The sequence below is a fragment of the Streptomyces sp. NPDC005533 genome (assembly GCF_042871845.1).
Taxonomy (GTDB): Bacteria; Actinomycetota; Actinomycetes; order Streptomycetales; family Streptomycetaceae; genus Streptomyces.
Genome location: NZ_JBIAJH010000043.1, coordinates 36,462 through 53,832, shown reverse-complemented (window position 1 = coordinate 53,832; position 17,371 = coordinate 36,462). Strand labels below are relative to the sequence as shown.

Genomic DNA, 17,371 nt, shown 5'->3' with positions numbered 1-17,371 from the left:
ACCCCAAGCCTTTCGTCTGGACGAAGACAGCCGACCAGATCCTTGAGTCCCTCGCCTCGTACTGCCGGCGAATTACTGACTCAGCACACTAGGGCCTGCTCGGCGGATGGGCTGGCGGGTGGCGGTCCGGTGGGGCAGGGGATGCCGCGGTCGAGCGGGCGAACTCGGTGGGAGTCTGGCCGAACTGCTTCTTGAAGGCCCGGGTGAAGTGGCTGCTGTCCGCGAACTGCCAGTGTGCGGCGAGTTCTGTGATGCTCGAGCGGCCTGCCGACGCCATGAGGGCGAGTCGGGCCTCGTGCAGTCGCCGGTGGCGGATGTAGGTGCTCACCTGCTCGTCCACCGCGGCGAATGCCCGGTGCAGGGTGCGTACGGAGACGTTGAGTTCCCGTGCGAGCATCGCCGGGGAGAGTCCGGGATCGGCGAGCCGGCGGTCCGCGAGGTCCTTGGCTGCCTGGGCGAGGGCGGGGGCCAGCCGGGGTTCGACGTCATCGAAGCGGCCCTTGGCCACTGCCTTGGTCAACTCGATCAGGGTGCGCTGGGCGGCGCTCACGCCGGCTGGGCCGAGCTCACCGATCGTCGTGTGAATCATGTCCGTCATGGCCGTGAGCAGACGCATCTCGGCCGAGTCGGCGGAGCCGGTGACGGCCCGCTTCCCGAGCAGGGGCTTGAGTTCGTCGGAGGGCAGGACGAGGAACTTCGCCGTGAGGTCGGCCGTCGTCTCGAAGGCCGTCAGACGCCCCAGGTGCCGGACTAGGAACTGCCCGGCCGACACGGTCTGGTCGCCGTAGCCGGGTGGGTTGCCCAGCGTCCAGGCGCCGCGCCGCACCACGTACATGGCGACCAGGTCCTGGTCGCCGCCCGGGACGTCCGCGGTGCGGGTGGCCGACGCCGCGTGGAGATCGGCGATCGCCGCACCGTCGACCTTGGTCACGTTCCCCTTGACCCGGAAGTCGCCGATCGTGTCAGGGCTGAAGGCCGGCAGCTGGAACACGTCGTCGCCGATCTGAGTCTCCCACCCGCGCCGGAACGCCTCGAGTCCCTGCGGTGCGCCGCCCGGGCCCATCGAGTCCATGATGAAGACCCCCCGGGCGCCGCCGGCCGGCGCTCCGTTCGCGTGCATCCCGCTCCGCTCCCTCGTCTGCATGGCGACAGCGCCCCACGGTGGTGTTCCGAGGGACGCCGTTGCGGCTCATGCGCCACTAAGTGGATCTTCCTACAAGTGGCCTGCATGGTAACGGTCGAGGGGTGGAGCTGATACTTCCGAATCGGCCGGAGGGGATGACCCGCCCGAGTACGCGCCCTGGGGGCGGCTCGTCCGGTCCGGCTACAGGAGCCGCGATCCCTGAGGACCAGCCGGTCACTGCTGGAACATCAGGGATCGCGTTGGTGGTCCGTCGTGCCTGTCGGGCTCACACGGGTGGCGGTGATACGCGGAGTCCGTCACCGGGCCCGTCACCGAGTCCGTCACCGGGACCGGTCACTGCCGGCGCCGGCTCAGTCGTCCCCGGCCGGTGCGGTCATCCCCGGCCGGTGCGGTCGTCCCCGGCCGGTGCGGGCCGACGTGTCAGCGGGCGATCGAAATCGCGAAGGGAGTGAATCCGGAGGCGCGGATGACGTGCGGGACGAACAGAATCGCCGCCTCCGCGGCGCGGGCGGTCCGGATCCCGCCCAGGTCCGCCATCCACTCCCGCTGCCATCCGAGGTCGGTGAGCAGTTCACGGACGGCTTGCTTGGCCTGGGGGTCCTCTCCGGAGAGGAACACCGTCGGCGGCTGGCTGAGGGTGGCCGGGGAGGTCATCACCGGGAAGAGCATGGTGTTGAGGGTCTTGACGACGTGGGTGCCGGGGAGGGCCTCCTGGAGCTGCTCGGCCAGGCTGGTACCGGGGTAGAGCAGGTCAGCGGGCAGGCCGTCCGGCCCGTCGGTGGTGGCGTTGGAGACGTCGACGAGGATCTTCCCGTGCAGCTCCTCGCGCAAGGCGGTGAGCCGGTCCAGGGAGCCGGCGCCCGGGGTGGCGTTGACGACCAGCCGGGCGCCGCGGGCGGCCGCCGCCGCAGCCCCCGGGGCGCTGTCTGCCACCGTCACCTGATGCCCTGCCCGGGTGAGGGCCGTGGCCAGGTTGCCGCCGACGCGGCCGTTTCCGAGTACTGCGATCGTGGTCATGAGGATCTGGTCTTTCGTACGTGCACGTGATGGTGCGGGTCAGCGGGAGAGAGTGGTGACAGCGTCCGGGTGAACGCCCGGGGCGGCCGCCAGGAAGCTTTCGCTGTGCGGGGTCCAGGGGCGTCCCTCGACATCGGAGATCCGTCCGCCGGCCTCGGTGACGAGCAACGCTCCGGGCAGCAGGTCCGCGCGGGCGCCGGCGAACTGCCAGAAGGCGTCGAGCCGCCCGGCTGCGACGTTCGCCAGGTGCAGGGTCGCGGGCACCGAGGTGCGCACGACGAGGGCGTCGAAGAGCATGGCGGTGATCGAGGAACCGATCCGTCGCACGACATCGTCGTCCTCGTCCGGCCGGGCCTGACTGGTGGCTACGATGCCCAGGCCGAGGTCCGCCGTCTCGGACACGCGCACCGGCCGGCCGTCGAGATGGGCGCCCCCGCCGGCCAGCGCCGTGTAGGTCTCGCCGGTCAACGGCAAGTGCACAACGGTCAGTACGGGCTTGTTCTCCCGGACGAGGGTGGCGGTGACGGCCCAATCGGGCAGGGCGTGCAAGTGGTTGACATTGCCCTCGGCCGGATCCACGACCCACCACTCACCGGGCGGCAGTGCCCCGCCGTCCAGCTCGTCCTCCACCCAGCCGGCCTTCGGGCGCAGCCGGGTGAGGCGGGGTCTGAGGATCCCGAGGACCGTGTCGTCGTTGACGGCCAGGGCGCGCATCAGATCGTCGCGGCTCGCGTAAGGGATCACCTCACCAAAACGCTCGTGCAGCGCCAGCCCGGCCGCACGCACGGCAGCCGCGGTCCGGTCGAGCAGGTCGGCGTCGGAGAGGACGTCAGTGGTCTCCAAAGTTTCGGACATGGTGCTCCGGTGTGAGGAAGGACGGGTGAAGGGACTGGTCGAATCTAAGGAACTGGGCCCAGCACGCACTTGGACACCAGCGACACCCGTCCGGAACATCAGCGCCACACCAACGTCGATGCGCACGTTCAGCCCGTTCACCGAGACGGGGCCCAGGATGTACAGGGGTTCGGTCAGGGTGGGCCGATGAATGTCAGGACGTCGTCTCGGGCTTCCGGAGAGACGGCGCGGTCGGAGGTCTGCTCGTGCGACCCGGCCGGGTCGAAGACGCGCCGGCCCTCGGCGAGCAGGCGGTCGATGAGTCCGGCCGGGGCGCATGAAGCCGTCGTGTTCGAGCCGCAGCAGCTGATAGTTGGGGTTGGCCGCGGTGGAAAACGGCCTGGTTGCGCCGCTGTTAGGCGGCCGGGCAGTTCTCAGGTGACCTTGATGACGACCTTGCCCGAGGTGTGACCGTTTTCAACAGCGGCGAGGGCTGCCGGGGCGTCGGAGAGCGGATGGACCGCGGTGATTCTGGGTGCGAGGACTCCGTCAAGAGCCAGCCGAGCCGACCGCTCCAAGTTCTCGCGGTCGACGCGACGCTCGACAAAACGCCCACCGAGATCGGACACAGACATATCACCGACAGCAATGACGTGGCGGGGATCCCGGGCCAGCGGAGCGACCGTCCGCAGCGAGGTGCCGCCGACCAGGTCGACGATCCCGTCGAAGCCGGCCGGAACGTGCTCGCGTGCCGCGTCGGCGACGTCCTCGGCGGTGTAGTCGATGAACCGCACTCCTATGCCCTCTGCGTGCTCGCGTTTGGCCGTACTCCCGGTGCCGATCACGCGCAGCTCGCGCCCGATGGCCAGCCGGGCGACGGCGAGGCCGACCCCGCCCCCGACCCCGTTGACCAGGATGGTGGCACCGGCCGGGAGTCCGAGCTGGTCGAGCACGTCCACCGCGGTCGTCCCGGCCACCGGCAGCGTTGCCGCCACGGTCGCGGACAGACCCGACGGGATGCGCGCGGTGTTCGGCGCGGACAGCACCGTGGTCTCGGCGTAGGTACCGCCACCGGTCAGTGCGAAGCCGAAGACCGCGTCGCCCACCTCGAGCCCGTTGACGTCCTCGCCCCGGGCAAGAACGGTTCCGGCTGCCTCCATGCCCAGCACGCGGGGGAACGGACGCTCGCCGTCGAGCCCCTCGACCTGACCTGATCGCAGCATGTGATCGAGGGGATTCACGCCGGCGGCGTCGACCCGGATCAGCACCTCGCCGCGACCGGGTACGGGATCGGGACGATCGAAGAACTCCTGCACCTCGGGCCCGCCATACCTGCCGAAACCCCATGCCTGCCCCATGTTCTGCCGCCTCTCGTACGACCTACCCGGTGAGTCCGGGCGCTGTCGCCATCCTCACCTTTGACATTGGTGTCAGGGGCAACCGGAAGAGACGCAGGTCACAGCATCAGGTCGACTGCGCCACCGATTCCGCGACCGTCGACAGCTCCGCCCGATACCGGCTGTTGGCCCTGATCAGCGCTTCGAGTGCATCCCGGGTCTCGATCAGGTGCGCGATGTCGGCGTCGATGCGGTCGCGTTCGCGCACCATCGCGGTGAACGTCTCCTCAGCGACACCCAGGTCACCCGGGACGTCCACACACGGCAGCACCGTCGCGATCACTCGGCTGGACATCCCCGCGTCGAACAGCTGCCGGATGAGCGACACGCGCTGGACCGCAGCATCAAGATAGTGACGCTGCCCCGTGTTGGAGCGTGTGCTGGTCAGCAGTCCCTGATCTTCGTAGTACCGCAATGAGCGCGGACTCACGCCCGTGCGCCTGGCAAGCTCACCTATCCGCATCTCCGAGAGCCTACGCCCGCGACCTCCAGGGCCAGACGCCGATGAGTCATGGAGGCTTACGATCCCTCGTACCAGAAGCCCGGCAATGAGGCCGTTGCCTTGCGCTCCTCCGCCGGCACCGGGCGGCCAGGGGACGGTCAGGAGCTAGCCGATCCAGACGACGCCGAGGACGGACAGGCTCCGGGTGACGTTGTCGACCACGCGCTGCCCGACGGACATCTGCCCGACGGCCGCGGCCCGGACGTCCTCGCCCTCCGGATCACCGGCGTTCCACTGGGCCACTGCGTCCGCCGGCGGGAGCAAACCCGTACCGCCCGCCCACCGCCAGGCCGGCAACGGCACCCGCAGCCGGGCCTCCTGTCGTTGACCATTCCCACCGACCCCACCACGTCCTAGACTGCGACCGCTCCAAAACCTGTCGATCATCAGAAGGGCGCGCAAGATGAATCGAGCACTGATCAGCGCATTAGCGGCCGTGACCTTAGTCGTGTCCGGGGGAAATGCCGCCACCGCTTCCGAGGGCGCTCCGCCGCGCACCACGCCCGGCCCTTGCCAGTACACACAAACCCCGGACGAGCCGCCCGCGCGTCATGTACCACTGCCGCCCGACCCGCGGCGCACCCCTAGCCGTGGCACGGTTGACATGGATGTCCCGACCAGCCAGGGCCCGCTCCCGCTGCACTTGGACCGGGCCAAGGCGCCGTGCACGGTCCAGAGTTTCCTGCACCTGGCACGGCATGGGTTCTACGACCGGACGGTGTGCCACCGTCTGACGGCGTACCCGACGCTGAAGGTCCTGCAGTGCGGCGATCCGACCGGTATCGGTGAGGGAGGGCCCGGGTACAAGTACAAGGACGAGCTGCCGGTGGACTTGCCACCCGCACCGACCGATCCGACCGGCGCGCGCCGCCTGTACGGGCGCGGCCTGCTGGCGATGGCCAACGCCGGTCCGAACACGAACGGCTCACAGTTCTTCGTCGTCTACGGCGACTCCGCACTGCGTCCGAACTACACGGTGTTCGGCACGGTCGGCCCCGAAGGCCTGACAACACTCGACAAAACCGCCGCCGGAGGCATCGAACCCACCGCGGAGGATCCGGCCCCGGTCGACGGCACACCGGTGCTCCGGACCGAGCTGCTCCGCGTCCGACAGTCCTGCCGACACTGACTCCCCGCGGCTGCGCCAAAGCCGCGGCCGCTGCGGCGTCGCCTGTCCGGGGGCCAGTGGGGGTGGTGGTGGAGCGGAAGCGAGCCGCCATCGGGGAGGCCGACAGCGGGACGCGGTCCCGCCGGTGCGGGGGCGGATGGCGCGGACGTCGGGCCATTCCCGGACGATGGCGGCCGGGGCGCGAGAGGACGAGGCCGCCCAAGTTGACAAGGCCGCAGCGCGCCGTGGGTCCGAGGCGGCCGCTGGCCTCGGCGACCTGCAGGTTCTCCACTTCACCGGCCCGCCAGGTCGCCGGGGTGACTCCTGGTCGTTTTTGAGCCGGGGATGCTCGATCCGTCGAGTGTCTGAGTATCAGTACTCAGGACACCGCCGGCTTTGCACGGCAGCCTGATGGGCACCTCGACCTGGCTTAGGAGTGAACTGTGGCGGATGCCTGGTTATCCAGGGCCCCCAAGAAGGTGCTGGCCGCAGTGTGGGTCCTGCTGCTCTACGGCATCAGTGCTTGCAAGGGCCGCTCCACCAAGGCCAGCCTTCGCAAGCTGGCGACGTCCGAGAGCACTGCGGCAGCGCGGGACAAAGCAGAAAACGAGCTACGGGCCAAGGCGGCTGCTGTACAGGCGCACTATCCCTGGATGACGCCGGTACGCCTTCAGCTGGTGGACAACTGCATACGGGGGGCACCGCCAAACCCGACCGACCCCAACCCGCCGACCCGCATGAAGCTGGTTTGTGTCATGCGACTGCACCTCTACTTCGCCCCCGGCCTGCCTGTACCGAGTGTTGTCGAACGGGTCACTTCTGCGGATGGGCCCACCGCATGGACCCCGGGATCGGTACGCGACGCCCTGTCGCTCTCGTGGGACTCGCCAAGGCCAGGTGCCCTGCTCGAGGAAGAATGCATCGGTCCCCGCCCCGTCTACCGGCGACGCCTCTCAGAACCGTCTCAGCAGCCGTTGACGTCCTTACGGGAGAAGCACGGACCGCTCTTCGTGTGGACACTCACAACTTCGTACCTGAGGGTCGAGGCCGGCAGCTGACGTTGCACCCGGAGGCCGACGTACCGGCCGGGGCGACACGCCAGAAGCGCCGCTGCGTGTCAGGATGCAGGAGACGCGACCGTCGGGACGTTGATGGACAGGGGCCAGCCATGATCAGTGGTGCGCATGTCATCCTCTACAGCCAGGACGCCGAGGCGGATCGTGCCTTCATCCGTGACGTCCTCGACTTCCCCGGGGTCGACGCGGGCGGCGGCTGGCTCATCTTCAAGTTGCCCCCGGCCGGAGTCGCCGTACACCCTGCCGATGGCCCATCCCGGCACGAGCTCTATCTGATGTGCGACGACCTTGATTCCCAGCTCCACGAATTCCGCGCGCAGGGCGTCGAGATCACCCGCCCGGTCAGCGAACAGCGCTGGGGCAAACTGACTGCTGTGCGGCTTCCCAGCGGCGCCGAACTTCCGCTGTACGAACCGTTGCACCCCGTCGCCCACGACTTGTGACCTCCACAGCACACACCGGGGAGATGCCCCGTCACCCGTAGGCGTCCGGCATCGAGATGATGTGCCGCTTGGCGGTGATCGTGTCCGCGCCGAGCAGTGGCCACGCGCCGGCTTTCTCATCAGCTCCCTGTGGCCGGCCTGTCCCCGCCTGCTCTTGCGGAGGTTGACGCGGTGGCGAGAGTGCGTGGGGGTCCCGTACCTCAACCTCTAAGGCGAGTACGGGGATGGCGGCTGCGGTGTGTGGGACTGGGACGCAGCCAGCAGCTTGGGACTACGGGGCGCCGAGCAGTATGTGTGACACTCCTTCTGAATTGATCACTCGGGGGGTTTCACGTTGAACGCGCTGTTGAAGAGGGTATGGATCGGGCTGGCCGCGACCTTGATCGTGAGTCTGGCCGCGGTGGTCCTGCCGGACCAGGTCCAGATAAGCGACGACGGGCGCGTCCACCTGGGCGCGCCCGCGCCCACGCCGTCCCCGTCCGCGGCGGCGCCCACACCGGAGTCCACGTCACCGCCCCTCACGCGGGACGCCGTGGACGAGGTGATCCGGACCGCGGTCAGCGCAGCGGGCCTCGACCCGGCACAGGGCCGCCCGATCGGCGCGGCCGGCGCCGACTCGAACAGAACGGGCTGGACGGCCGTCCGCGAGAAGACCGCCGCACTGTCGGAGATGAACGCGATCTGCGCCGACCTGGATCGCCAGGGCTGGACGCTGAACCCGAACGGCGACCGCCCCGACACCGCCTCCCACAGCTACAAGCGCGGGGGCTGGTACCTGCTGGTGAGCACGCGCGGGAAGACCCAGGCGCCGTCGACCACCTCCGCCTTGACCGACTCGCAGACCTACCTGACCCTGACCGGGCTCCAGCTGAACCTTTCCGACATACCCGTGCCCGTCCCCGAGATCACCCTCCGCATGGGCTGATCCCCGCATACGGGCGAGAGCGAGGCGCGGCCACCCGAGCCGGGCGATGTCCAGGACGGACGGACCGGGGCCGGCTCGGTGTGTGCTGCCACCCGCTGCCGGCCTGAACCGGGTGATTCATGTGTGGTCCTCGGTCCGGGAGCGCCAGCGGCTGCGGGCCTTGCGCAGCGCCCAGCCGTCCGCGGTACGGCCCGTAAGCAGTGCAGGTGCTGCACAAGCAGCTTGCCCTGCCTGACAACGGCTGGGACCTGGGCCCGGAAGAGCGCTTCCCCACACTCGAATTCGCGCGTGAGATCGTGTGGCCTGCGGGTCGGACGCACACGGGAAGGAACGGTGGCACGAGGCCCGGCGGAACGCTGCGCGGCAGTTCGGCGAGCTGGAGCCCGCGCCCGCGCCGGCCGACGACGTGGGGCAGCGTGCGGCCGCGTCCCGTTTCCACCTACCGGGGGCAGGGGCCTTCATACGCTCCGACGGGCCCTGGGACGGATCGGAAGTCACCGACCCCGGACAGGGCCGCGTGGACCTCGGCGGCCTCTACGTTCCCCGGGTCCAGGGGATGGAGCTGCGTATGCACCCCGCCGGTGAGCACCCCGCCGCGGTCACCGTCACCATCGCCGACGCCTCCATGGAGATGCAGGCCTTCGCCGCGGCCAAGCGGGAAGACGCGTGGAATCCGATCCGCAGAGAGCTCATCGTCGGCATCATCCGGTCGGGGGCACCGCCAAGGAGGTCACCGGCCCGTTCGGCCGGGAAGACACCGGGCAGAGGTTGACCAGGCGCGGGGGAATCCTGGGCGCTTCCCACCTCGTCCTGCCCCGGCCCACCGACTATCCACTCCCGCCCGAGACGCGCCCGAGCTGAGCGGCCGGTGGTTCGTGCCGGGGCCTTGGCCAGGTGTCGCGGACCGGGTCGTGCTCGCGCTCAGCGTATGTGCACAGGGCTCTGCGTACTCATCGAACGGACCGACCGCCCAGGCGTCGGGTCGGCAGGGCGCCGCATCGTCACGCCGGACCGAGGCGGCGGAACTCATGGGTGGCCAGCGGGAATTGTGAGGAGAGGATGTTGGACTGCAGTTCTCCGGTGAGGGCGGCCGCGAGGAATTGCGTGCACGACAGGGAGTAGCTTTCCCATCGGGGGCCGCTCGCCTCGTTCACCATGACGGACCATTCGTTCGGCTCAACGCCGGGAAGAACGAGCCAGTACAGGCATTCTCCGTTGTCCGTCGTCGCCCAGGGGATGACCACGGATCCCTCGGGCTCCAGTTCTGCCGGCCTCTTCTCCACGGTCCACAGGTCTTGCAGATCTTCGAACTGGTACTTGGCCCACGTGAGGAGGTCATAGTGTTTGTTGGGGCAGTCGGGCTCCAGCACGTAGAGGTAGTCGTCCCAGTTACTTCCTCCATAGACGCCGATGAGCTCCTTGTAGTCGTCGGGAAGTTCGACCGCGAGGGTTCGTTCGACTTCACCCCAATCCGTGTGACGGATCAGGCTCGGCGCCGGGGCGATGTCGACAAGACGGGTAAGGGCGTTGGTCACTGCGTGGGTCCTCTTCCTCAGTTGCGTCCATGGCCGGCGGCAGGGACCTGGCCTGCACACGCCGGTCCGACGTGGGGCGGATGGAGAGGCCTGTCGTCGGGGATTCGTTGCCGGTTTGCCGGGCCGAAGACCGACCTGAGCATCCGAGCGGTGGTGACGAGGCCTCGATTCGCGGCTGGCAGTACGTCCGCAACCTGATCATCCCCGGCGACGTGCCCTCCCTCGACGACGTCCCTGCCAGTGGCGGTACTGCGTCCCGTGGCCGGGGTAGTGGAGCCTGGCCCTCGCCCGGCTACCCCGCTGCGACGACGCGCCCCTGCGCGGCCCTGGCGTGTTGCATGGCCGTGAGCCTGCGCACGAAGAGCACCGCGAGGACGGCCGCCACGATGTCGAGGACGTCACCGACCAGCATCGTCGTGGCCGCGTCGCGCACGGCGTCGGGGCTCTGCGCGCGGCCGTAGGACATACCTCCGTACCACCCCAGGACCCGGGACAGGACGAATCCGCCCCACCAGAGGTTGACCAGGGTCAACGGGAAGCGCCGGTAGCCCTCGTCGCCCCCGCGGGGCGTGCTCGACACCCATGTGGTCACGGCGATCCGGTACGGCAGCCAGAGGTTGGCGAACGGTATGAACCAGGCGCCGATCGCCCAGCCCGGCGAGAGCTTCTCCGCGCCCGGTGCGAAGACTTCGGCGTTCCTGCGCACCCGGTGGAACCAGACGATGAAGACGATGCCCGTCACGATCAGGGCGTTGCCCTGGAACGTACCGACCAGACCGGCCAGTTGCCGGCCGCGGTCGAGTTCGGCATCGCTGACGGTGGCGGGAGCCGTCTGAAGGCGCTCCATGAGGGTGCGCATGTTCCAGTCGGCGTACACGGCGTACGCGGCGAGTGCGACGACCAGGGAGAACAGCACGCCCAGGGCGATGGCCAGGCCCACCGGCGCACGGAGCCGATCGCCCTGCCCGCCGTGCGCAGCGTACGGGGACGGGGACGGCGACTGGGTCGGGGATGAGGTCGGGGCCGGAGAACCGGCCGGAGCTGCGGACATGCTGAAGGAACCCCCAGGGTGTGAACACGCGAGACGGCGCGCCGAGCAGGGCGGGCCAAGCTGGAACCTACGCCAGCCGGTCCGTCCGCGTCACACTCGTTTCCCCAGGTCAGGTCTGAGGGCCGCGGTACGTGTGCTTCGGGGAGGGCCGACCTGGATGTTCGGGGGCGTCGACGAGGCAGGAGAAGCCGTCGGCAACGGCGTCGTCGATCGGGCACCGCAGGGGCGACGTCGCGGTCCACTCGATGCCGACCGGTTGTGCCGGCCTCGGCATCGTCGGCAGCAGGCCGGGCTGGATTGTGACTCGACAGCCGGGGTGGGCCGCCGGCGCATGGCGCGCAGGTGCGGGGAGCCGCCCACGGGAGGGTGGTCAGGATGAGCACAGGCGACCCGTTCCCCGGATCCCGTTGACCGGGGCAGAGGGGTTCCGCCCGCAGGACCAGCCTGGACGGGCCGACTCCTGGCCGGAGTCTGGGCTAGTGCAAGGTCCCTTGCGCGCCAGTGAGTGTTTGAGTACCACGAAACTCAGGCCGGACTGAGAGCCCGCGGGCTATCGCATCTGGGACAACAAGGGCCGGCGGTGGTGGGGTGACCCCTACGAACTCTGCCCTGACGCTCTCCTGGCAGAGTTGAACGGTGCTGCTGAACCGGCGAAGCTCACCGCTCTTCTCAAGCACTACCGGGCACAGAAGCGCTGACCGAGCGAGCGCCAGGGTTGTTCTCGGCCCGCCTCTCAGGAAGTCGTCGTACCAGGTCACGAGCTGGCCGGCGTAGGCAGAGTCGGCCCAGACCTGGGTGATCTGCGGTTGTCACGGCGACGACGGTGACCGGGTCGGCGGCGACGTCGCGCCGCCCGGTACGGAAAGCAGCCCCGCAGCAGGCCCGTCGACCCGCGGTTCCGGCATGGCCCGTTGGCCCTGCTGGACGGCGACGGCACCGCGTACGGCATGGACGGCGTGGACGGCATCGTGCTGGACGGCCCGGCCGCCACCGGGGCGCAGTTGGTCGGATGGTCGCTGCGGGAGTCCCGGCTCGGCGCTGCGCGGCCGAACCGGGCCGGGAAGGATGCCGCTCCGCTGGTCGCTCGGGCTCCCGGAGCGTCTAGAAGGCCACGAGCAGCGCCGTTCCCCGCGTCTCGCCCGGGAGAGGACCACCCGGTGGTCAAGCAGATCGCCCGGCGCATCGGAAGCTGACGCAGCGCGGCTTCGGCCCGTGGGCGCGTGTCTACCCGCCGGCGCAGGCGGGGCAGTCCGGCGCGAGCGCGACGCGGACGGGCGGATCGTCGGAGCCGGCGGCCAGGATGACGGCGAGAACCAGGAGGACGGCACCGACGGGGTGTGAATCCGGTCCGCAGCCCGCGCAGGACGGTGTCACGGCAATTTGGCAGCCAGGACGTCGACCTTCTGGATGTCGGGGGCGCTGGCGAGCAGGGTGGGGGCGATTTCCATCAGGGCCGCCGCGATCTTGCCGTTGAGATGGGCTTCGCGCCCCGCTTCGTCATTGAAGGTGTCGAAGACCCCGAAGCTCGTGGGGCCGAGCCTGAACGAGTACCAGGTCACGGTCTGGGTTTCCTGACGGGCGAGCTCCAGCGCATTCTCCAGGAGCTCCTGGACCTGTGCTGCGCTCTCGGGCTTGGCCTCGATACGGGCCAGAAGGCCGCGGTCGGTCATGGTTTCTCCGTAGTCTCTCGGTCTGCAATGGATCGCACGGGCTTCTGGACCCTTCTCAGGGGCGGCTTGACCGGCCGACTCCCGGGAGACCCTTCGCCGACGTACGGGGTATGGGGTATGGGGCACGGATTGCTCGTGGTGCGGGAGCAACGGTGGCCGCGGGGGTCGGGCCGCCGACGAGGGCGGGCAAGAGGGGGTGTGTGGTGGGCCGATCCGTCGGACAGCCCACCGCGGGGCGTGCTGTCGCCTACTTCTGGTTCAGGGGCAAGGCGAGGTCGGTGACCTGCTGCTTGTTGGGGAAGGCGCCGAGATCGCGGGCAGCGCCGGTCAGGACGTTGATTTCGTAGAGGTGTGCGCTGCCCGCGGAGGTCAGAGCGGCGAAGCCGTGGTTGGTGCCGTGCTTGGCGTCGAAGTAGATATCGAAGCCGGCTTCCGGGCCCGCGTCGACGCCGAGGTTCCCGGTCGGAGCCAGGGTTCCGGCGTTGGCCGGGGACTGCAGGGAAATCCGGTCGGCCCTGGTGTCGATATCGAACAGGGTGGTAGCGGTGGCGGCGTTCAGGTCGTTGTTGGTGTACGCGGCGCCGGTGACGCCTACGGCGGTGGAGAGCGGGGTGGTGGGGTTGGTGAGCATGCCGTCGACGGTGGTACCCAGCGGCGCCGCCGCGTCGTCGATGTTGTGGCGCAGGTTCTGCCCGGTGTGGCTGATCACGCGCAGCCGATTGGCGGCCGGGTTGAAGTCGACTCCGAACTGGGCACCGGAGAAGGCGACGGTGAGCTGGGAGACCTTCATGGCCGCGGCGTTGCCGGGGTCGAGGGTGTAGATGCCGCCCTTGTCGCCGACGCCGTAGAGCTTCTCGTCCTGGGGGCGGAAGTCGATGCCGACGAGCCTGGTGTCGCCCCTCAGGCCGGACACCTTGCCCAGCGACATGGTCTTGGCCGGCTTGTCGACGCTGAACTCGACCAGCCGCTGGTCGACGGTCAGCCCGATGGCCGTCAGCGACGTGTGCCCCCGGCGGTCCATGTCGCCAGGGCCGCTGTCCTCGGCCGATGCCAGGGCGGGCGCGCACAGGGCCGCGGCCAGGGCCACGGAGACGGCGATGACGGTGGTGCGCGTACGCATGGTGCTCCCCCGGAGGCGTGAGAGTGGTGGCTCCCGCTCAGAGTGTTGAGCGGGATCGCGCCTTCTTCGGCATCCACGCGCGGGCGGATGGGCCCCATCCCGGAAAGTCACCCCGATGGCGGCACAAACCCACTGCTGGGGAGCGGCTGGTACAGCATCGGCGGCTACCACAACGGCTGGTACGAGGACGACGACGATGGCGGGGCGATGGAACGGAGGCTATGGCAACGACTGCTGACGGAGCCCGATGGTGTCCCGCCGGGTGGTGTAGGCCGTGAGGATCCGCGCAGGGGGTCTGGCAGGTGGCTTTCGGCTACGAGGCCCTCGGGCTGCCGAAAGGGGTGGCGTCGACGACCGTCCACAACCTTCGTTCCCAGGCAGTGATGTGCCGGATCGGCATGACCCGGGATCTGGCCGACGACTTCGAGGATCCGAGCCTGCCCAATGACCTGCCTCCGTTCAGGGAGCAGTCACGGACAGAAGGTGCACGCGCACCAGAAGCTCTACGACCCCGAGCTGGACGAGTGGCTGGTCATGGATACCTTCGAGCACCGGCCAGGCATGGGACGGTGACGCCTCTCGGGCGGTGCGAGCCGCCCGAGTAGGCCTCCGCACCTGTGCGACCGTACGGCCACCCGCCGCGGCTCGGGTGGTCGGTTCGGCTCAGGTCAGGCTCCACGACCACGTGTCGTCGGCGGTCACGAGGCAGGCGAGGACCACGAGGTCGGCCACGCCCAGGGCGATGCCCAGGCGGGCGCGGCCCGGCCTGCTGGTCTGCCGCCACAGGGCGAGGGAGCCGAGGGCGATGGCGATCGGGCCGAGGAGCAGGTTCATCAGCAGGAGCCCGACGAGGCCGAGGACGAACGAGGTGACGGCCATCGGGTCGGCGTCGCGGTAGCGGCCTCGGGTGGGAGGCCGGGCGTCGGCCGGGGTCTTGAGGTCGGTGGGCGGGTTCATCGCAGACCTCCCTGGTGGTGGTCGGGGCGCCCGCCGCGGCGGCCGGAGAGGCGCTCGCGTGCGGCGAAGAGGGCGAGCCAGAGTGCGATCGCGAGGCCGACGGCCACGCTGACCGGCACCGGCACATGGGCCACGGCGCCGAGGATGACGCCCAGGACGAGGAGTGCACCTACGAGGAAGAGCACGGGAGTTCCTCCTACTTTCAGGTAACAGTTGTTCACCGAATACCCGGTCCGGTTCGTCTCATGCTGGCGGTCGGCGAGTGTGACGCGGTTGACTGCCTTGTATGAGTGCGAACACCGGTGTCCGCGAGGCGCAGCGCCGCCGTACCCGGCGGGCGCTGCTCGATGCGGCCCTGGGCCAGTTGGAGGAGCGGAGCCTCGGGACTCTCGGTCTCAGGGAGGTCGCCCGGCACGCCGGGGTCACTCCCACCGCCTTCTACCGGCACTTCCGCGGCATGGACGAGCTGGGGACCGTACTCGTCGAGGAGGCCCTGGCCAGCCTGCACGCAACCGTACGGGACGTCCTCGCGTCGAGCGGTGATGCAGGTCGGCGCTCCGATGGTGCGGTGCGGTTGGTCGCCGAACTCGTCCGCAGCCGTCCGGCGCACGTCCGTTTCCTGGTCCGGGAGCGGCACGGCGGAGTCGCGGCGGTGCGCGAGGCCATCGCCGGACAACTCGACGCCTTCGCGGCGGAGATCGGCGCGGTCCTCGCGGCCGAGCCCCTCAGCGCGGGCTGGGGGGCCGCCGACGTGACGATGCTGTCCCGGCTCCTGGTCGACCACATGTTCATGACGGCCTCCGCGTGTCTGGCCGCCTCCCTGCGCGGCGAGGACTGGTCCCCGGTCCTCGCGACGGCCCGCGACCAGCTCCGCCTGATCCACCTCGGCCGCGAGCGCTGGCGGGGTTAGGAAGTGCGCTTCAGGGTCCAGGTGTTGGGGTTGAAGCTGGGGACGGCGGAGTAGCGGCAGGCGCTGGAGTAGTAGGAGCTGGTGATGGTCCAGCCGGCGGGCGGCCAGGTGGATGCGCAGGCGTTGACCTGGGTGCCGACCGGGTAGCCCCTGAGGTCCTTGATCTGCTTGGTGTTGGGCGTGAAGCCGGAGCCGCACCCGCCGCTGTTCCACCACTGGATGTCCACCCAGCCGTCGGGGGTGAGCGTGCTGGAGCAGCTGGTGAGCGTGTCTCCGGGGGCCGCCGCGGCGGGGCTCGCGGTGATCGCGAGGGCGGTGACGGCCAGGGTGGACAGAGCGGCGGCGAAACGGGGGCGGATCACGGGACGTTCCTTCCTCGGCGCACTGGGATCGCCGCCGACGGTCGGCGGGCCGTGCCAGGCACCTCGTCATTGCTATCCGATCCGTGCAGGCTGCAGACAGTCACCTTTGGGGCATAACCCGGCGGTGGTTTAGCGCCGTTGCCGATGCGGGATCCACGTCCGTCGCGGTCTCGTCGGGGCGCCCAGGTCGCAGCGGCGACGCCCGGACGTCATCGTCGGGGCGCACTGGTTGCACGAGGGGGGAAGAAGGCGTGGCGTTTCCGCCGGGCCGCTCGGGTGCCGCCCGATTTCCTTGACGGACCACCGGGCATGCCTTCTGTCGGGGGCGCGACTCTAGAGGGGGCGAGCTGATGACGGTCACCGGCGGGCGCGGGCGCGGGCGTACGGGAAGGGGCGCCGGCGTGGTGCTGCGACTGGCTTCGGTGGCTGCCGGTGTGGCGGTGGCCGCGCTGCTGGTCGTCGACTTCCGGCTGATCGGTTCGGCGGGCCGGCAGGCGCTCGTGGTGGGGGTGATCGCCGCCTTCGTGAGCGCGGGCGCATGGGCGGTGTCGAGCCTGACGACCCTCCTGATGCGGCCGTCCCTGCGGCGGGCCCAAGGGTTGCTCGCGCAGGAGCCCGACCTCTGGGCCTCGGACCGGGAGTTCTTCGCCCCGGTGCGTCGTCTGATGTTCCTCAGCGTGCTGCAGACGCTGGTCAACCTGCTGGTCCTCGTCACCGTGTATCCGCTCGCCCTCTGGGCCGGCGTACGGATCTGTGGCGCCGCGGGTCTGTCGGCGCGCCTGACGGGGCTGGGGCCGGTCTTCGTCTCGGGGCTGCTGGTGGCGGCCGTTGCCACCACCGTCGGGACCTTCTTCGCCGTGTTCCGCCGCCGCGGCGGCGGGGCGGCGGCGCGCTCGACGGCGGCCGTACTGCTCAATGCCGCCGGGCTCGCGCTCGCCTGGCTCGTGCTGGACGGCGTACGGCTCGACTCCGCGCCGGGGTGGCGGCAGGCGCTCGCGCTGTGTGCGGTGGCGTCCCTCTTCATGCTGCCGCGCATCACGCTGTCCCTGCCCGTACCGGGCATCGCCTCGATCGTCCTCGTCGCCTACCACTGCCTGGTGTTGTGGCTGATCTGCGCGGCCTTGGCGTTCGTGGACCCACGTCTGCACGTCGACGGCTTCTGGCAGTTGGCGGGAGCCGCCGCGATCATGTGGGCGGCCGAATGGCCCGCGCGCCTGGCCGTCGGGCAGGCGCAGGCGGCCGCGGCCCGGCCGGCTCCCGTCCTGCCCGATCCGTTCCCGCCGGATCACGGGTTTCCCTCCGGCCCGCTGTACTGAGGAC

20 protein-coding genes are annotated in these 17,371 nt (G+C 69.9%); 7 read left to right on the top strand and 13 right to left on the bottom strand.

What is annotated here, in order from left to right; genetic code table 11:
• Positions 1-88: 88 nt before the first annotated feature.
• The 6 genes from ACFYP3_RS30750 to ACFYP3_RS30725 form a co-directional block, all read right to left on the bottom strand.
• Positions 89-1,120: a helix-turn-helix domain-containing protein gene (locus tag ACFYP3_RS30750; RefSeq protein ID WP_388839602.1), complete on the bottom strand. Its 1,032-nt coding sequence runs from the start codon at positions 1,118-1,120 to the stop codon at positions 89-91.
• Positions 1,121-1,564: 444 nt separating this feature from the next.
• On the bottom strand, positions 1,565-2,161 hold the full coding sequence (locus ACFYP3_RS30745; RefSeq protein ID WP_388839600.1) for an NADPH-dependent F420 reductase: 597 nt from the start codon (positions 2,159-2,161) through the stop codon (positions 1,565-1,567).
• A gap of 39 nt (positions 2,162-2,200) precedes the next feature.
• Positions 2,201-3,016 carry an inositol monophosphatase family protein gene (locus ACFYP3_RS30740; protein WP_388839598.1) on the bottom strand — a complete coding sequence of 272 codons (816 nt, stop codon included), beginning with the start codon at positions 3,014-3,016 and terminating at the stop codon, positions 2,201-2,203.
• Between the two features lie 413 nt (positions 3,017-3,429).
• A complete protein-coding gene (locus tag ACFYP3_RS30735) occupies positions 3,430-4,353 on the bottom strand; it encodes an NADP-dependent oxidoreductase (protein ID WP_388839595.1) in 924 nt (307 codons plus the stop codon).
• A 106-nt stretch (positions 4,354-4,459) separates the two neighbouring features.
• A complete protein-coding gene (locus ACFYP3_RS30730; protein ID WP_388839593.1) occupies positions 4,460-4,855 on the bottom strand; it encodes a MerR family transcriptional regulator in 396 nt (131 codons plus the stop codon).
• Between the two features lie 144 nt (positions 4,856-4,999).
• Positions 5,000-5,137, bottom strand: a complete 138-nt coding sequence (locus ACFYP3_RS30725; protein WP_388839591.1) for a hypothetical protein — start codon at positions 5,135-5,137, stop codon at positions 5,000-5,002.
• Positions 5,138-5,498: 361 nt separating this feature from the next.
• Between ACFYP3_RS30725 and ACFYP3_RS30720 the strand changes: the two genes are divergently transcribed.
• The 4 genes from ACFYP3_RS30720 to ACFYP3_RS30705 all read left to right on the top strand — a co-directional run bounded on the left by ACFYP3_RS30720 (position 5,499) and on the right by ACFYP3_RS30705 (position 9,218).
• On the top strand, positions 5,499-6,023 hold the full coding sequence (locus ACFYP3_RS30720) for a peptidylprolyl isomerase (RefSeq protein WP_388839588.1): 525 nt from the start codon (positions 5,499-5,501) through the stop codon (positions 6,021-6,023).
• Between the two features lie 1,147 nt (positions 6,024-7,170).
• Positions 7,171-7,521, top strand: coding sequence for a VOC family protein (locus ACFYP3_RS30715; protein WP_388839585.1), 351 nt, complete (start codon positions 7,171-7,173; stop codon positions 7,519-7,521).
• Between the two features lie 385 nt (positions 7,522-7,906).
• Positions 7,907-8,446 carry a hypothetical protein gene (locus ACFYP3_RS30710; protein WP_388839582.1) on the top strand — a complete coding sequence of 180 codons (540 nt, stop codon included), beginning with the start codon at positions 7,907-7,909 and terminating at the stop codon, positions 8,444-8,446.
• A gap of 298 nt (positions 8,447-8,744) precedes the next feature.
• Positions 8,745-9,218 (top strand): DUF3710 domain-containing protein, encoded by a 474-nt coding sequence (locus tag ACFYP3_RS30705; protein WP_388839579.1) that lies wholly within the window; start codon positions 8,745-8,747, stop codon positions 9,216-9,218.
• A gap of 229 nt (positions 9,219-9,447) precedes the next feature.
• Here ACFYP3_RS30705 and ACFYP3_RS30700 read toward each other — a convergent pair whose 3' ends face one another.
• Entirely contained in the window at positions 9,448-9,981 is a 534-nt protein-coding gene (locus tag ACFYP3_RS30700; RefSeq protein ID WP_388839577.1) for an SMI1/KNR4 family protein, read from the bottom strand.
• A 292-nt stretch (positions 9,982-10,273) separates the two neighbouring features.
• Positions 10,274-10,921, bottom strand: coding sequence for a DUF4328 domain-containing protein (locus tag ACFYP3_RS30695; RefSeq protein ID WP_388839575.1), 648 nt, complete (start codon positions 10,919-10,921; stop codon positions 10,274-10,276).
• 1,022 nt (positions 10,922-11,943) lie between these two features.
• Between ACFYP3_RS30695 and ACFYP3_RS30690 the strand changes: the two genes are divergently transcribed.
• The gene (locus tag ACFYP3_RS30690) at positions 11,944-12,225 is read left to right on the top strand and encodes a hypothetical protein (protein WP_388839572.1); all 282 of its coding nucleotides are present in this window, start codon (positions 11,944-11,946) and stop codon (positions 12,223-12,225) included.
• Between the two features lie 177 nt (positions 12,226-12,402).
• Here ACFYP3_RS30690 and ACFYP3_RS30685 read toward each other — a convergent pair whose 3' ends face one another.
• From ACFYP3_RS30685 to ACFYP3_RS30670, 4 genes are all read right to left on the bottom strand, one after another.
• On the bottom strand, positions 12,403-12,702 hold the full coding sequence (locus tag ACFYP3_RS30685; RefSeq protein WP_388839569.1) for a putative quinol monooxygenase: 300 nt from the start codon (positions 12,700-12,702) through the stop codon (positions 12,403-12,405).
• A 247-nt stretch (positions 12,703-12,949) separates the two neighbouring features.
• Entirely contained in the window at positions 12,950-13,822 is an 873-nt protein-coding gene (locus ACFYP3_RS30680) for a DUF4394 domain-containing protein (RefSeq protein ID WP_388839566.1), read from the bottom strand.
• A gap of 663 nt (positions 13,823-14,485) precedes the next feature.
• Entirely contained in the window at positions 14,486-14,779 is a 294-nt protein-coding gene (locus ACFYP3_RS30675; RefSeq protein ID WP_388839563.1) for a DUF4190 domain-containing protein, read from the bottom strand.
• Positions 14,776-14,964, bottom strand: coding sequence for a hypothetical protein (locus ACFYP3_RS30670; protein WP_388839560.1), 189 nt, complete (start codon positions 14,962-14,964; stop codon positions 14,776-14,778). The genes ACFYP3_RS30675 and ACFYP3_RS30670 overlap by 4 nt, the downstream gene beginning before the upstream one ends.
• Positions 14,965-15,065: 101 nt before the next feature.
• On the opposite strand from ACFYP3_RS30670, the gene ACFYP3_RS30665 reads away from it, so the two are divergent.
• The gene (locus ACFYP3_RS30665; RefSeq protein ID WP_388839557.1) at positions 15,066-15,689 is read left to right on the top strand and encodes a TetR family transcriptional regulator; all 624 of its coding nucleotides are present in this window, start codon (positions 15,066-15,068) and stop codon (positions 15,687-15,689) included.
• On the opposite strand, the gene ACFYP3_RS30660 is transcribed toward ACFYP3_RS30665, so the two are convergent.
• Positions 15,686-16,051: a hypothetical protein gene (locus ACFYP3_RS30660; protein ID WP_388839555.1), complete on the bottom strand. Its 366-nt coding sequence runs from the start codon at positions 16,049-16,051 to the stop codon at positions 15,686-15,688. The genes ACFYP3_RS30665 and ACFYP3_RS30660 overlap by 4 nt on opposite strands.
• A 401-nt stretch (positions 16,052-16,452) precedes the next feature.
• Here ACFYP3_RS30660 and ACFYP3_RS30655 point away from each other — a divergent pair, with 401 nt between their 5' ends.
• On the top strand, positions 16,453-17,367 hold the full coding sequence (locus ACFYP3_RS30655; protein ID WP_388839553.1) for a hypothetical protein: 915 nt from the start codon (positions 16,453-16,455) through the stop codon (positions 17,365-17,367).
• Positions 17,368-17,371 lie beyond the last annotated feature (4 nt).